The sequence below is a fragment of the Pseudoalteromonas sp. QJM3NY_12 genome (genome assembly GCF_056173165.1).
In genome coordinates this window covers 2,304,923-2,320,149 of the sequence record NZ_CM149661.1, presented here as the reverse complement: position 1 = coordinate 2,320,149, position 15,227 = coordinate 2,304,923, and the positions used below count along the sequence as shown (strand labels likewise).

Annotated in this window: 14 protein-coding genes; 10 read left to right on the top strand and 4 right to left on the bottom strand. The window is 40.8% G+C overall.

What is annotated here, in order from left to right; genetic code table 11:
* Positions 1-96 precede the first annotated feature (96 nt).
* The 3 genes from megL to AC0VZ5_RS10865 all read left to right on the top strand — a co-directional run bounded on the left by megL (position 97) and on the right by AC0VZ5_RS10865 (position 2,695).
* A complete protein-coding gene (gene megL, locus AC0VZ5_RS10875; protein WP_290170143.1) occupies positions 97-1,278 on the top strand; it encodes a methionine gamma-lyase in 1,182 nt (393 codons plus the stop codon).
* A 238-nt stretch (positions 1,279-1,516) separates the two neighbouring features.
* Positions 1,517-2,314 carry a phenylalanine 4-monooxygenase gene (phhA, locus tag AC0VZ5_RS10870; protein WP_008111003.1) on the top strand — a complete coding sequence of 266 codons (798 nt, stop codon included), beginning with the start codon at positions 1,517-1,519 and terminating at the stop codon, positions 2,312-2,314.
* Between the two features lie 36 nt (positions 2,315-2,350).
* Positions 2,351-2,695: a 4a-hydroxytetrahydrobiopterin dehydratase gene (locus AC0VZ5_RS10865; protein WP_008111000.1), complete on the top strand. Its 345-nt coding sequence runs from the start codon at positions 2,351-2,353 to the stop codon at positions 2,693-2,695.
* Between the two features lie 272 nt (positions 2,696-2,967).
* Here the strand turns inward: AC0VZ5_RS10865 and AC0VZ5_RS10860 are convergent, their stop codons facing one another.
* From AC0VZ5_RS10860 to map, 4 genes are all read right to left on the bottom strand, one after another.
* A complete protein-coding gene (locus AC0VZ5_RS10860; RefSeq protein WP_475472802.1) occupies positions 2,968-3,990 on the bottom strand; it encodes a tetratricopeptide repeat protein in 1,023 nt (340 codons plus the stop codon).
* Between the two features lie 276 nt (positions 3,991-4,266).
* Positions 4,267-5,094 carry a 2,3,4,5-tetrahydropyridine-2,6-dicarboxylate N-succinyltransferase gene (gene dapD / locus AC0VZ5_RS10855; protein WP_198523481.1) on the bottom strand — a complete coding sequence of 276 codons (828 nt, stop codon included), beginning with the start codon at positions 5,092-5,094 and terminating at the stop codon, positions 4,267-4,269.
* Between the two features lie 9 nt (positions 5,095-5,103).
* Positions 5,104-7,722: a [protein-PII] uridylyltransferase gene (gene glnD / locus AC0VZ5_RS10850; protein ID WP_138605043.1), complete on the bottom strand. Its 2,619-nt coding sequence runs from the start codon at positions 7,720-7,722 to the stop codon at positions 5,104-5,106.
* A gap of 159 nt (positions 7,723-7,881) precedes the next feature.
* Positions 7,882-8,667, bottom strand: coding sequence for a type I methionyl aminopeptidase (gene map, locus AC0VZ5_RS10845; RefSeq protein WP_054202413.1), 786 nt, complete (start codon positions 8,665-8,667; stop codon positions 7,882-7,884).
* Positions 8,668-8,939: 272 nt separating this feature from the next.
* Between map and rpsB the strand changes: the two genes are divergently transcribed.
* From rpsB to ispC, 7 genes are all read left to right on the top strand, one after another.
* Positions 8,940-9,668, top strand: coding sequence for a 30S ribosomal protein S2 (gene rpsB / locus AC0VZ5_RS10840; protein WP_013465430.1), 729 nt, complete (start codon positions 8,940-8,942; stop codon positions 9,666-9,668).
* A gap of 104 nt (positions 9,669-9,772) precedes the next feature.
* Positions 9,773-10,624, top strand: a complete 852-nt coding sequence (gene tsf, locus AC0VZ5_RS10835; RefSeq protein ID WP_010388114.1) for a translation elongation factor Ts — start codon at positions 9,773-9,775, stop codon at positions 10,622-10,624.
* A 158-nt stretch (positions 10,625-10,782) separates the two neighbouring features.
* Positions 10,783-11,532 (top strand): UMP kinase, encoded by a 750-nt coding sequence (pyrH, locus tag AC0VZ5_RS10830; protein WP_138605042.1) that lies wholly within the window; start codon positions 10,783-10,785, stop codon positions 11,530-11,532.
* Positions 11,533-11,582: 50 nt separating this feature from the next.
* A complete protein-coding gene (gene frr, locus AC0VZ5_RS10825) occupies positions 11,583-12,104 on the top strand; it encodes a ribosome recycling factor (protein WP_218651693.1) in 522 nt (173 codons plus the stop codon).
* Positions 12,105-12,360: 256 nt separating this feature from the next.
* Positions 12,361-13,140 carry an isoprenyl transferase gene (locus tag AC0VZ5_RS10820; protein WP_138605040.1) on the top strand — a complete coding sequence of 260 codons (780 nt, stop codon included), beginning with the start codon at positions 12,361-12,363 and terminating at the stop codon, positions 13,138-13,140.
* A gap of 21 nt (positions 13,141-13,161) precedes the next feature.
* Positions 13,162-14,028: a phosphatidate cytidylyltransferase gene (locus AC0VZ5_RS10815; RefSeq protein ID WP_475472798.1), complete on the top strand. Its 867-nt coding sequence runs from the start codon at positions 13,162-13,164 to the stop codon at positions 14,026-14,028.
* Positions 14,025-15,227: a 1-deoxy-D-xylulose-5-phosphate reductoisomerase gene (gene ispC, locus AC0VZ5_RS10810; protein WP_464707663.1), complete on the top strand. Its 1,203-nt coding sequence runs from the start codon at positions 14,025-14,027 to the stop codon at positions 15,225-15,227. The genes AC0VZ5_RS10815 and ispC overlap by 4 nt, the downstream gene beginning before the upstream one ends.

Below are 15,227 nucleotides of genomic sequence, written 5' to 3'. Positions count from 1 at the left end.
ACAAATAGCCATCTGAGCATCCGGCATGCTTGTGATTTTAAGTGCGGTGCGTTTTATTTATGCTATTGACACACATAATAAAAACGAGAACACACAATGAGCAAGCATCATCAAAATACCCAATGTATCCATGGTCCACAAAAAGCAAATGATCCGCATGGCGCATTAACCTCACCTTTGTATCAAACGTCTACGTTTCATTTTGAAAGTGCCGCCCAAGGTGCTGCCCGCTTTGCAGGTGAAGAGCCCGGTTATATTTACACGCGTTTAGGTAACCCAACCACGACTGAACTTGAGCAAAAAGTGGCGCAATTAGAAGGCTGTGAGGCCGCCGCCGCCACGGCAACAGGTATGGGGGCTGTATCGGCTTCGGTACTAAGCTTCCTATCGCAAGGCGATCACTTAATTGCATCAAGCGCTCTGTATGGCTGCACTTTTGCTTTTTTTGCGCATATGTTGCCGCGATGGGGAATTGAAGTCACCTTTGTTGATATGACCAATGAAAGTGAACTGCGCGCAGCCATTAAGCCTAATTCAAAAATGATATTTGTAGAAACACCAATCAACCCAACCATGGCAGTGATTGATTTAGCACTTATTGGCAATGTGGCTAAACAGCATAATTTACTGAGTGTGGTCGACAATACGTTTTTAACCCCGCTGCTGCAGTCACCAAAAAAGTACGGTATCGATATTATAATGCATAGCGCGACCAAGTATTTAAATGGTCACGGCGATGTTGTTGCGGGTATTGTGTGTGGTTCACTTGAGCATATTACACAGATTAAAATGACCGTGCTTAAAGATATTGGTGCCACTATTAGTCCACACGATGCGTGGTTAATAAATCGCGGCTTAAAAACTTTAGCTATTCGCATTGAACGCCATTGCCAAAGTGCGCAAACGATTGCTGAGTATTTAGAAGCTCATCCGCAAGTAAATAAAGTGTATTACCCTGGGCTTAAGTCTCACCCGGGTTACAAGTACATTGGTAAGCAAATGAAAGCGGCTGGCGGTGTTATTGCCTTTGAAATTAAAGGGAGCTTAACCGACGGTGAGCAGTTTATTGATAGTATGCAACTGTGCACATTAGCGGTTAGCTTAGGCGATGCTGAAACGCTCATTCAACACCCAGCATCGATGACGCATTCGCCATACACTCCCGAAGAAAGACTAGCTGCTGGAATTAGTGATGGTTTAATTCGATTATCAGTTGGACTTGAAGATGTTAACGATATTATTAACGATCTCAACCAAGCATTTACTAAAATATCCTGAGGTGTAATTTATTGTTTACGAATATTTCCATCTGTAGATGCCAGTAAATATGGTGTGTGTTTTTATCTTTGCTTTGCTGTAATTTTAAATTTACGATCTGTGTGATCTGCAAAAGTATTGTTCTGCGTCAAGCTATTAAACTTTTGTTCACTTTTGCATAGTATGGCTACATCGAATAGCCAAGCATTTGGCTGTTATTTTGACACCGATTTAGGGTTTTATCCCAAAGAAGGTATTTATGGCTAAAGCAAGTAATTACACCTCCAAAACACCTGATGAAAATGGGGTTATACATTGGAGCGATGAAGAAAATAAAATTTGGTCTGAGCTTGTAGCACGCCAACTTGCGTGCATTGAAGGCAAAGCCTGTGATGAGTACATGGAAGGATTGAAAAAAATCAATCTGCCTCATGATCGTATCCCACAGCTGAGTGAGCTAAACGAAGTACTTTTAGCAACCACAGGTTGGCAGGTTGCACCTGTACCTGCACTTATCGATTTTGATGAGTTTTTTAGGTTACTCGCTAACAAGCAATTTCCTGTAGCGACCTTTATTCGTAGCCGTGAAGAATTTGACTACTTACAAGAACCCGATATTTTTCATGAGATATTTGGTCATTGTGCTATGCTAACCAATCCTGACTTTGCAGAATTTACCCACAAGTATGGGCAACTAGGATACGCGGCAGAGAAAAAAGATCGCGTTTATTTAGCGCGCATGTACTGGTTTACCGTTGAGTTTGGTTTGATGCAAACTGAAAAAGGATTGCGTATTTACGGTGGCGGTATTTTATCAAGCCCAGGGGAAACCCAATACGTGTATTCAGATACACCAGAGATTAATCCAATGAATGTGTTAGATGTGCTACGTACACCGTACCGTATAGATATTATGCAACCATTGTATTACACGATAAATTCGATTCATGATCTGTTTGAAATATCTCAAATGGATATAATGACTTTAGTTGAGCAAGCTAAATCACTTGGTTTGCACGACCCTAAGTTTCCTCCAAAAGAAAAATTAGCTAGTTAATTTTTGAAAAAAGTAACGCTAAACTAAGGATTTAAAATGTCTTCATTAAGTGCACAAAAATGTGAAGCCTGTCATGCAGATGCACCAAAAGTATCTGATGCTGAATTGGCTGAATTAATTAAAAAAATCCCTGACTGGGTGCCAGAAGTACGCGACGGTATTATGCAGTTAGAGCGCGTTTATAAGTTTAAAAACTTTAAACAAGCCATTGCGTTTACCAATAAGGTAGGTGATATGGCTGAAGACGAAGGGCATCACCCAGGTCTATTAACCGAATGGGGCAAAGTAACCGTGACTTGGTGGAGCCATTCAATTAAAGGTCTGCATAAAAATGACTTCATTTGCGCTGCTAAAACAGATGACGTATTTAACGCGTTGTAATTAATTAGATTTGAGTAAATAAAAAGGCACTTCACAGTGCCTTTTTTATTTTTGTGGTTATTAAGTTAACCTGAGTATTGGTCAAGAGGCTTTGTAAGGTATTGAATTAAAATGATATTTATTTTTATCTTCTCTGGCCTATCTTATTATATATCCCGTTTGTTAGCCAATTCAGTAGCTTGTTTTATATACTTATATTAGAAGTAAAAAAGTAGATAAAAGTTAGTTTATAGGCTTCTAACTAAGCTTAGCTGAACGTTTATAACTTAAAGCTATAAATTTTTCTCCCAATTGCATTGCTTTACTAAGTTAAACCATGGGCTGGTAAACTCTTTAGCCGTAATAGGCTCAGGTAGGGTTAAAGTCACATTAAGTTTGTTAGCTAAATAACGTGCAATTAATTGCTTCATTTTATCGCTTTCTAATTGCTCGTAAGCTGCTTGCAGCTGATGTTTATCTTTTTGACTTATAAACTCGCCAGTTAAATTTTTGTAGCCTAATTCAAGCCAAACTAGCTGTGCTTGTTTAGCTTCATTGGGAAATGCATGGGTCAAAGTTGCCGTTGGAGTGTAGAGGCGTTCGAAGTTAAGCTGATGTTCTTGAATTAAAAAAACCATTAATAAATTAAGCCCAGCCGAAATTTGCCCTGCGCGTTTATCAATATTTTGGTTAAGGCTTAATGCACTTCTAAAGTAGCGCTCAGCGTTAGCAACATTGCCTTCATCAAGTGCTAAAGAGCCCAAATTATTTTTTATAAGTGCTGTTACATTAGGAAGTGTTAATTGTGTTGTGAGATCAAGATTATTTAAGTATAAAGCACGCGCCTTAGCAAAGTCGTTTTGCGAGCGAGCAACCAGTGCCATACTGTTGGTGAGTGTTAATCGTTGGCGATCGTTGTGCGCATATTTATAAGCACATTTAAATGAGAGCTGGGCATCGCTTAAATATTCAGCATGGCGAAGCCATATTCCCAAGGCACTCATTATGGTGGTCAATTTTTGTTTAAAGTAGTCAGCTTGATGATGCTGAAATATTGCGTCAATCGATTTATAAAGCCGATCGTAATGACTGGTGGGAACCGCTGATCGAGCATAAAGCAAGTGCCAGCGGATAAATAGCGCAGCAGGAGCTGTATTTAGTTCTGTGAGATTTTCAAGAATGATTATTGATTGTGCAGGATTAACAACAAGATAATCCTCGGCTTCGTTAAGTTTAGCTTCAAACGTTGTAAAATCATTAGCCATAGCCTGCGTTGAACCTAATAACACCAACCAACCTAAAACGAAAAGGCGCAACAATTTATCCTCAAAAATCGAATTATGTGTTTTTCCACTATAGATGCTGGTATCTAACAAAGCAAGACTATTAAAAGGGATAGATTTGTGAAGAGGTATTTTGAAAGCACTAAAAAAGCCCCAAACCTATACAAGTTTAGAGCTTTTTCTGTATGTAATTAAATTTTAGCGAATACACTTAACTTTAATGTGTTGTTGGGTTTTGTTTTACTCAACCCAATCTACGTTTAATATTAACCTGCTTAGCGCTAACAGCTAAAAACTTACAGCTGCTTTTTAATCATCAATTGAGCGAAGTAGGGCGTTAATGCCTACTTTTTCGCGTGTTTGTTGATCAACTTTTTTCACAATAATCGCAGCGTATAAACTATGAGTGCCATCTTTTGAAGGCAGAGCACCTGGAACCACAACAGCACCAGCAGGTACGCGACCATAATGAATTTCACCGGTTTCACGGTCGTAAATACGGGTACTTTGGCTAATGTAAACACCCATTGAAATAACCGCACCTTCTTCAACAATAACGCCTTCAACAATTTCTGAACGTGCGCCAATAAAGCAGTTGTCTTCAATGATGGTAGGATTTGCTTGTAGCGGCTCTAAAACACCGCCTATGCCCACACCGCCTGATAAGTGTACATTCTTACCAATTTGAGCACATGAACCTACAGTGGCCCATGTATCAACCATAGTGCCCTCATCAACGTAAGCACCAATGTTTACATACGATGGCATTAGTACAACATTTTTCCCTACAAAACTGCCTTTACGCGCTACGGCGTTTGGTACCACACGCATGCCGCCTTGCTGAAATTGCTCCGGCGTATAGTCGCTAAATTTAAGCGGTACTTTGTCGTAAAATTGATTTACGCCATCATTCATTGGTTGGTTTTCACGAATTCTAAATGAAAGCAGCACGGCTTTTTTAAGCCATTGATGAACAACCCATTCGCCAGAAATTTTTTCTGCAACACGCGCTGCGCCACTATCTAATAGCTCAAGTGCATCAATAATTGCTTGTTTAATATCGCTTGATACGGTTGCTGGGCTAATGTTGTCGCGGTTATCCCACGCATTTTCAATCATGGTTTTTAAATCTGACATAGTGTCCTCTTATTCAATTTCGGCGTTGAGTTTTTTACGTAATGCCTGATGAATTTTTGCTTGCTCTTCATCAGTCAGCGCTTGATATTCGTTATTAGATACCACAAAGAAATCTTCTGCGCGCTCGCCTACCGTGGTAATGCGTGCGGCATGTATGTGGAGTAAGTAAGCTTGGAAAACCTCGGCTATTTTAGTTAATAGCCCTGGTATATCAACCGCTTGAATTTCTATTAAACTACGGTCCTTACGAGGGTGCGGGCGCAGTACAATTTTTGGTTTAATATTAAAGTCTTTAAAGCGTTGTGAGCGGCTCTTTTTAAAGCGTATTTTTTTTCGCGGATCATTCAATGCTTGCTCTAATCCGCGTTTAATCGATTGTGCACGGCTACTGGCAATTGGGTCACCGCTAACTTCTAAAATAACAAAGTTAAACAGTACGTAGCCATCTTTGGTGGTCAGTACTTGGGCGTGTTGAATTTGTGCTTTTTTAGAGCCAATAACACTGACTAATCGAGCAAATAGTCCACCTGAGTAAGGGCTGTATGCAAATACTTGAGTACCGCCATGCATTGCTTTATTCGAGACAATAACACTAGGTAGGCTCAAGTCAGTGCATTTTAGTAAATGCTCTGTATGCCACGAAATTTGTTGTTCACTAAAGGCGGTAAAGTAATTCGCTTTAAAACGACTCCAAGTTAAGTCAATTTGTTCCTCGTGATAATGCAAATTAATCAGGCGTTGCTTAGCTTGATGCTTCTTATCTCGAATTTGGTCGCGTTGATCCATTGGGTTTTCAAGCCCAAGACGCAAAGCTCGTTGTGTATGTAAGTACAGCTCACGAAGTAGCGTGTTTTTCCAGTCATTCCATAAGTTGTCATTGGTAGCGCGTATATCGGCGACCGTTAAACAATAGAGGTAATCGAGCTGGCGCTCTGTTTTTACTCGCGATGCGAAATCTTTTATTACATCTGGGTCGTTTATATCTTTACGCTGCGCCGTAACTGACATAAGTAAGTGGTTGCTAACAAGCCAAGAAATTAACTTACCATCGGATGATGCAAAGCCATGCAATTTAGAAAAAGCAATGGCGTCAACAGCACCCAGCTCAGAGTGATCCCCCCCACGTCCCTTGGCAATGTCGTGGAAAATACCGGCTAAATACAGTAGCTCCGGTTTATCCATACGCGTGACAATTTCGCTACAAATTGGGAATTCGCTAACCCCGGTTTTATCAAAATACTGATAGATATTATTAATTAGCTTATGGGTGTGTTCATCAACCGTGTAGGCATGAAACAAATCAAACTGCATTTGGCCAAAAATATTTCGCCACTGCGGCAAATAAGCGGCAATCATGCCGTGTTTGTGCATCAGCGTAAAAGCACGTCCCATACCATTAGGGTGCTTAATAATGCGTAGAAAAGCTTCTCGGCAGGCCGCGTAGTCTTGTAGGTCGCCCAATAAACGACGACGAACTTGGCGAATAGTGCGAATCGTACTTGGGTATATATGGGTAATTTCTGGGTGGTCAGCAATATGCTCAAACAACACAAAAAGTTGATCGCGCCTGAAGAATACTGATGGGCTTTTTACTCGAATTTGATGGCCAACGCGCTCAAAGTTGAGATCGAGTTCTTCAACGGTAGCTTGGCTGCTGTCTGGAGAAATACTCTGCTCAAAGTACGAAAGCAACATTTGGTTAAGCTCACGTACTCGGCTCATAATTCTGAATAAGCGTTTCATCATGCGCTCAACCGAGGCCTTACCATCGCTACCAAAGCCCAAAATTTCTGCAGCTTGGGGTTGGTGATCAAACAATAAACGGTTTTCTGAACGTTCTGCAGCTAAATGTAACGCAAAACGAATATTCCATAAATTCTCAAGACACTCTAACAGCTCTTGATATTCCTCGTGGGTCAGGTAGCCGTGATTAATTAGCTCTTGCAGAGTTTCGGCTCTAAAGTGCTTTTTAGCCACCCAAATAATAGTTTGCAGGTCGCGCAGACCCCCTGGGTTTTCTTTTATATTTGGTTCTAAATTATAGGCTGTGCCGTGGCACTTTCTGTGACGCAAATTTTGTTCTTGTACTTTTGCGACAAAAAATTCACCTGAGCCCCAAACCGGTGTTTCAATAATATGGTTTTTGAGTTTTTCAAACTCAATATGGTTGCCAAAAATAAGACGGCTTTCTAATAAGCTGGTGGCAAAGGTAACGTCTTCACGTTTTTGTTCTATGGCTTGTTCAATAGTACGAACACTGTGGCCTATCTCGAGATTAAGATCCCACAACATAGTGACAAACTGACCGATTTTTTCGCAAATATCATCATTAGGCTGTTTCGTAACAAGTAATAAAAAATCTATATCAGAGTAGGGGTGTAGCTCGCCACGACCATAACCACCTACTGCTATCAAAGCGAGATCTGGTTCGTGAGCTAAATCATAAACTTGGAAAAGTTTGATCAGCAGTCGGTCAATAAATTCTGCACGGGCATTAATTAATTTACCAACCGGTTGTTTTGAGAATTCATTATGCAACCATTTATAGAAATAGGCGGAGCAATCGCGGTAATCGCTTAATTGCTCAGCATCATTGAGCAACTTTTTTACTTTGTTAGGTAATGCCACTTAGGCTGGCTCCTATATATGGACTGCATTATAAGTTTGAGATTTATTTTTATAATATATTTGCTGTAAGGGCAATAAGTTATGTTAGCCCCTTACAGCAAACCACTTAAGCGATATACAGGCAAAACCTGTTACAACCGCGATTAAGCGCGCACTTAATTAGTGCTCGATAATTCTATCGATTGTATCATCTGATCGTAGTGTTAAAATTTCAACACCATTTTCAGTTACTAGTAAGGTGTGTTCCCATTGAGCGGATAAACTACGGTCTTTTGTTACCACAGTCCAGTCGTCTTTGAGTAATTTACATTGGCGTTTGCCCGCATTTACCATAGGCTCAATAGTTAAACACATACCTGCTTTTAATGTTTCGCCAGTGCCTGCTTTACCGTAATGCATTACCTGTGGTTCTTCATGGAACTCGCTACCGATACCATGGCCGCAGTATTCACGTACGATAGAGTAGTTAAAGCTCTCTGCATATTTTTGAATAGCTGCACCAATATCACCAAGGCGAACACCTGGTTTTACCATTTTAATGGCAAGGTAAAGACTTTCTTGAGTGACTTCTGCAAGACGTTTACCTTGGATATTAGGCGTGCCTACATGAAACATTTTTGATGTGTCACCATGGTAACCATCTTTGATAACAGTGATGTCAATATTAACACTATCACCATCTTTTAATGCTTTGTCATTCGGAATACCGTGACAAATTACATGATTTACTGAGGTACAAATTGATTTTGGAAAACCATGATAATTAAGAGGAGCAGGAACAGCATCTTGCACATTAACAATATAATCATGACAAATTGTATTTAGCTCATCGGTGGTGATACCTGGTACCACATGTGGTTCGATCATTTCTAGCACATCAGCAGCCAAACGGCCGGCTACACGCATTTTCTCGATTTCTTCAGGGGTCTTAATCACAGCGCTCATTGAGGCTCCAAAGTTGCGTTTTTAGATGATTATCGTCGCACAATTTTTGCACGAGACGTTGAGTATTTATTTTTAATATGGTATAAAGCGCGCCGTCTTTTTACAAATAAATTCTTAAATGATTTTTTGTATTTAAGGCAAACACAATTTTATTTTAACACACACACGTATCGTCACATACACTTGGGTGCATTTCAGTTTCATTTAACTGCGGTGTTGGTGCTATGGGATATGTGGAGGCCTAACCCTAAACAACTTAGAGGATTTACAAAATGGCAAACGTTTCAATGCGCGATATGCTTCAAGCTGGTGTTCACTTTGGTCACCAAGCACGTTACTGGAACCCTAAGATGAAGCCTTTCATCTTCGGCGCACGTAACCGTGTACATATCATCAACCTTGAGCAAACTGTACCAATGTTCAACACTGCACTTAAGTTTTTATCTGGTGCTGCTGCAAACAAAGGTAAGGTTCTTTTCGTTGGTACTAAGCGCGCAGCAAGCGAAGCAGTAAAAGAAGCTGCTTTACAAAGCGATCAATTCTTCGTTAACCACCGTTGGTTAGGCGGCATGTTGACTAACTGGAAAACAGTTCGTCAATCAATCAAGCGTCTTAAAGACCTTGAAGCTCAAAGCCAAGACGGTACTTTCGAGAAGTTAACTAAGAAAGAAGCGTTAATGCTTACTCGTGAAATGGACAAGCTTGAAAAGAGCCTTGGTGGTATTAAAAACATGGGTGGCCTTCCAGACGCTATCTTTGTAATCGATGCTGACCACGAGCACATTGCTATCCGTGAAGCTAACAACCTAGGTATCCCAGTTGTTGCAATCGTTGATACTAACTCTAACCCAGACGGTGTTGATTACATCGTACCTGGTAACGATGATGCTATCCGTGCAATCAACCTTTACACTAGTGCTGTTGCAGCTGCGATCACTGAAGGCCGTGAGAGTAACATCGTTGCTCAAGCTGAAAAAGATGACTTCGTAGAAGCTGAGTAATTAGCTGTCATCAAGTCTTCATCTTTTAAAGGTGAAGACTTGCTATTCTTGTGGAGCGGGTAACCCGCTTATCTAAACCTGATTTCAGATTTGAGGATTTACTAATGGCTGTAACTACTGCCCTAGTTAAAGAATTACGCGAGCGTACTGGCGCTGGCATGATGGATTGTAAAAAAGCGTTAACTGAGACTGATGGTGACATCGAGTTAGCGATTGAAAACATGCGTAAGAGCGGTGCTGCAAAGGCTGCTAAAAAAGCAGGTAACATTGCTGCTGAAGGTACTATCATCATCAAGCAAAACGCGGGTGTTGCAGTACTTGTAGAAGTTAACTGTCAAACTGACTTCGTTGCTAAAGATGCAAGCTTCCTAGCATTTGCTAACAAAGTTGCAGATGCTGCTATCGCTGACACTACATCTATCGAAGACTTACAAGCTAAGTTCGAAGAAGACCGTGTTGAGCTAGTAACTAAAATTGGTGAAAACATCAATGTACGTCGTCTTCAGTACATCACTGGCGAGCAACTAGTTGAGTACCGTCATGGCGAGCGTATTGGTGTTGTTGTTGCGGGTGTTGCTGATGAAGAAACACTTAAGCATGTTGCAATGCACGTTGCTGCTTCAAACCCAGATTACCTAACTCCAGATGACGTACCTGCTGATGTTGTTGAAAAAGAAAAGCAAGTACAAATCGACATCGCGATGAACGAAGGCAAGCCTGCTGAAATCGCTGAGAAAATGGTTGTTGGTCGTATGAAGAAGTTTACTGGTGAGGTTTCTCTTACTGGTCAAGCTTTCATCATGGAACCGAAAAAATCTGTTGGCGAAATTCTTAAAGAGAAAAACGCAACAGTTACTGGCTTTGTACGTATGGAAGTTGGTGCAGGTATCGAGAAGAAAGAAGAAGATTTTGCTGCTGAAGTTGCTGCTCAAATTGCAGCTGCTAAAGGTCAGTAAGACATACTATTTGTGATACAAAAGGAAAATACATGCAATTAAAGTACTATTTGCTTTTGCGTCACGCTTAGAAATTCTTTAAAATAACCGCGCTTTTATGTTTAACATAAGCGCGGTTATTTTTTATCCATAATTCAATAAAAGTTGGCCCCAAAACTATGACTATCAATCGCAAACCTATTTTTAGACGTGTTCTTCTCAAATTAAGTGGTGAAGCTTTAATGGGAGACGAAGGCTTCGGCATCGACCCAAAAGTTTTAGATCGTATGGCACAAGAAATTAAAGAGCTTGTAGAACTCGACGTAGAAGTGGGTTTGGTTATTGGTGGCGGTAACTTTTTACGCGGTGGCTCATTAGCCGAAGCGGGCATGAATCGTGTTGTTGGTGACCACATGGGGATGCTTGCAACCGTAATGAACGGCCTAGCTATGCGTGATGCGCTACACCGTGCGTTTGTAAATTGTCGCTTAATGTCAGCTATCCCATTAAATGGCGTATGTGATGCGTATAACTGGGCTGAAGCAATTAGCTTGTTAAAAACAGGTCGCGTTGTTATTTTTGCCGCTGGTACAGGTAACCCGTTCTTCACTACTGACTCTGCGGCGTGTTTACGCGGCATCGAGATTGAAGCTGATACGGTAATTAAAGCGACTAAAGTAGATGGTGTATTTAGTGATGATCCGGTGAAAAACCCTGAAGCGACACTTTACCGTCACTTAAGCTACAATGAAATTATTGATAAAGAATTAAAAGTAATGGATTTAGCGGCATTTACTCTTGCTCGCGACCATAATATGCCATTGAGCGTATTTAATATGAATAAATCAGGCGCATTAAAGCGCGTAATAATGGGTGAAGAAGAAGGAACCCTTATTTCTTCACAAGCCTCAGATGAAGTTAGTAACTAGATTAGGATTAAACCGTGATTAACGATATTCAAAAAGATGCGCAAGAGCGCATGCAAAAAAGTGTAGCAGCACTTGGTAGTCAATTATCTAAAATTCGTACTGGCCGTGCTCATCCTGCAATTTTAGACGGCATCATGGTGTCGTACTACGGCGCACCAACGCCTCTAAACCAAGTTGCAAATGTAACTATTGAAGATTCACGTACACTGGCTATTGGTGTATTTGATAAATCTTTAGCTCAGGCAGTTGAGAAAGCGATTATGGCTTCTGACCTTGGTTTAAACCCAATGTCTGCAGGCACGGTTATTCGTGTACCACTTCCTCCATTAACTGAAGAGCGTCGTAAAGATTTAATTAAAATCGTGCGTGGCGAAGTAGAAGGCGGACGTGTTGCTATTCGTAATATTCGCCGTGATGCAAATGGCGATATTAAAAACTTATTAAAAGATAAAGACATCTCTGAAGACGAAGCACGTCAAGGTGAAGATGCAATTCAAAAAATCACTGATAAGTTCATTAAAGAAATGGACACACAACTAACAGCAAAAGAAGCTGAGTTGATGGAAATTTAATAACTGTTCTAGACCCAAGTAAACAGCTTTAGTTAGATATTTAAGTCGCTGCTTATCAGTCTTCGCACTTTATTTTAATAGTGTGATTTTAAAGGGTAACAGATTGTGACTGCTCTTTAGTGACGACTCAGTTGTCAGTAAATACAAGGTTGTTAGCTGTATAATTATTTGCTTAAAGTAGATTTATTATCACGGGTACAGGTTAAATTTATTAGTTTTGAAACGCCGTCTGGGGTATACTAGGCGGCGTTTTTTTATGGAATACACAAAATTTATGGTTCTAGACGCTGATACAATTTCACAGCAATGTTTGCCTAAACATGTTGCTATCATCATGGATGGGAACGGGCGTTGGGCACAAGCTAGAAATAGGCCTCGTGTATATGGGCATAAAAAGGGCGTGGATGCAGTTCGTCAATCTGTGCAGTTTTGTACTAAATTAGGGATACAATCGTTGACCTTATTTGCTTTTAGTAGTGAAAACTGGCGCCGCCCTGAAGACGAAGTAAATACATTAATGGAGCTTTTTTTATTTGTACTAAGTAAAGAAGTTAAAAAGCTGCATAAAAATAACGTAAAACTAACCATCATTGGAGATTTATCTCGATTCTCTGAAAGCTTGCGCGCGAAAGTACATACTGCACAAGAACTAACAGCGAATAATACCGGCCTGCACTTAAATGTAGCGGCAAATTACGGTGGTCGCTGGGATATGACCCATGCTGCTAAGCTGGTTGCTTTACAAGTAGCAAATGGGGAAATTGATCCCGCAGACATTACAGAAGAACATATTGCACAGCATATGAGTATGGCAGATCAGGCACAGCCTGATTTACTGATCCGTACTGGTGGCGATGTCAGAATTAGTAATTTTTTACTTTGGCAGGCAGCCTACGCTGAACTTTATTTTACCAATACACTTTGGCCTGACTTTAACGAAGCTGCTTTTGCAGAGGCCATTGCATGTTACGTTGCCAGAGAGCGACGTTTTGGTTGCACGGGCGAACAAATAAAACAATTACTCGCTCAAACCTAAAATAGATTAAGGGTCATCATTTTGTTAAAACAACGTATTTTAACCTCACTAGTGCTAGCGCCATTAGCACTGGCTTTGGTTTTTTACACCCCACTAACGTTATTTAGTTATTTTGCGGGTGCTATTGTATTAATGGGCGCATGGGAATGGTCTGCTTTTATGGGGCTATGCGATAAACTAAAGCGCGGTGCGTTTGTATTGTTAGTTGCAGTTTTACTAGGCTTACTTAATTTACATTGGCCGATAGAAACCCTATGGCAGAACGGCAAGCTTGTAGGTGATGCCAATTACTTATTTACCTTATCGTTTTCGTGGTGGCTGGTTGCAAGTTATTTAGTGTGGCGTTACCCCGCTATGGCTAAAGGCTGGAACGAAGGACTTGTAATGCGCGGTATTGCCGGTTTACTGACATTGGTACCACTGTGGCTTGCGCTTAATACGCTTCGCAGTGCGCAATATACAGAATCAATACACTATGGTTCTATGCTGATTTTAGTGGTACTGGGTATTGTATGGAGTGCCGATATTGGCGCTTACTTTACCGGTAAAAGTTTCGGTAAACATAAGCTAATGCCTAAAGTTAGTCCAAATAAAACCATAGAAGGCCTCGCTGGTGGCGTGGTTGCTGCGGTGTTATTTGTATTGGCTTTTTGTTTTTACACCAATGTTGATACTTCTGTATGGCCTATTTATGCAGTAATGACAGCATTTATTGCTTTGTTCTCTGCGGTAGGTGATTTACTAGAGAGTATGTTTAAGCGCGAAGCGGGTCTTAAAGATAGCGGCAGTTGCCTACCTGGACACGGCGGTATTTTAGACCGTATTGATAGCTTAACTGCAGCAGCGCCGATGTTTGTTATTTGCTTTGCCTGGACACTTAGTTTATGAGTGCAGTGCAACAACTGGTTATTTTGGGTGCGACGGGGTCGATAGGTCTTAGCACGTTAGATGTTGTTGCAAGAAATCAACAGCAGTTCAAGGTGTTCGCATTAGCCGCTGGGCAAAATGCAAAAAAAATGGCTGAGTTGTGTCTTGCTCATCAACCTCGTTATGCTGTTATGGCTTCAGAGCAAGCCGCTAAGCAGCTTTGTGAACTTTTAAAAGGCATAAGTAAAACACAAGTAATGCATGGCGAGAAAGCTATGAGTGAGCTTTGTGCGCATGTTGATGTTGATACTGTGATGTCAGCAATTGTTGGTGCGGCTGGATTACTACCCACTTTGAGCGCAGTCGAAGCGGGTAAAAAAGTGTTGCTGGCAAACAAAGAGTCATTGGTGATGTCGGGTCAGTTGTTTATTGATAAAGTGAAACAACACCAAGCAACTTTATTACCCATCGACAGCGAACACAATGCTATTTTTCAGTGTTTACCTAGTGCGTTACAAAACACCCAAGGACAAGCACGGCTTGAGCAGCATGGTGTTAGTAAAATTTTATTAACTGGTTCTGGAGGGCCGTTTTTAAACCGTGACATTAATACGCTTGCTAGTGTTAGCGTCAGTGAAGCGGTTGCTCACCCTAATTGGTCAATGGGACAAAAAATATCGGTAGATTCAGCCACGATGATGAACAAAGGTTTAGAGTTTATTGAGGCTAAATGGTTATTTAACTGTGATGCCAGCGATATTGATGTGGTGATCCACCCACAAAGTATTATCCACTCTATGGTGCAATACCAAGATGGCTCTATTTTAGCGCAAATGGGAAATCCCGATATGCGCACCCCAATAGCGCATGCGCTTGCTTTTCCACAGCGAATTGATGCGGGAGTTAAACCGCTAAACTTTTCTGATATTTGTGATTTTTCGTTCACCAAACCTGATTTCTCGCGCTACCCTAATTTAAAATTGGCAATTGCTGCGTGTGATGCGGGACAGGGCGCAACAACTACGGTGAATGCTGCCAATGAAATGGCTGTAAATGCATTTTTACAAGGTCAAATTAGTTTTACTGATATTTATAAAGTGAATGCGCAAACGTTAGAGACTGCAAAGTTTACTAATGTGCAAACTCTAGATGAAATTTTAGAGTGTGATCGTTTAGCACGCATAAGCGCAACGCAGTTTATAACAAAAGTGGTACATTAA

Coding starts and splice junctions, on each gene's coding strand:
- megL (WP_290170143.1), top strand. CDS start 97: ATGAGCAAGCATCATCAAAATACCCAATGTATCCATGGTCCACAAAAA.
- AC0VZ5_RS10865 (WP_008111000.1), top strand. CDS start 2,351: ATGTCTTCATTAAGTGCACAAAAATGTGAAGCCTGTCATGCAGATGCA.
- dapD (WP_198523481.1), bottom strand. CDS start 5,094: ATGTCAGATTTAAAAACCATGATTGAAAATGCGTGGGATAACCGCGAC.
- frr (WP_218651693.1), top strand. CDS start 11,583: ATGCAAAAAAGTGTAGCAGCACTTGGTAGTCAATTATCTAAAATTCGT.
- phhA (WP_008111003.1), top strand. CDS start 1,517: ATGGCTAAAGCAAGTAATTACACCTCCAAAACACCTGATGAAAATGGG.
- rpsB (WP_013465430.1), top strand. CDS start 8,940: ATGGCAAACGTTTCAATGCGCGATATGCTTCAAGCTGGTGTTCACTTT.
- AC0VZ5_RS10820 (WP_138605040.1), top strand. CDS start 12,361: ATGGAATACACAAAATTTATGGTTCTAGACGCTGATACAATTTCACAG.
- map (WP_054202413.1), bottom strand. CDS start 8,667: ATGAGCGCTGTGATTAAGACCCCTGAAGAAATCGAGAAAATGCGTGTA.
- tsf (WP_010388114.1), top strand. CDS start 9,773: ATGGCTGTAACTACTGCCCTAGTTAAAGAATTACGCGAGCGTACTGGC.
- pyrH (WP_138605042.1), top strand. CDS start 10,783: ATGACTATCAATCGCAAACCTATTTTTAGACGTGTTCTTCTCAAATTA.
- ispC (WP_464707663.1), top strand. CDS start 14,025: ATGAGTGCAGTGCAACAACTGGTTATTTTGGGTGCGACGGGGTCGATA.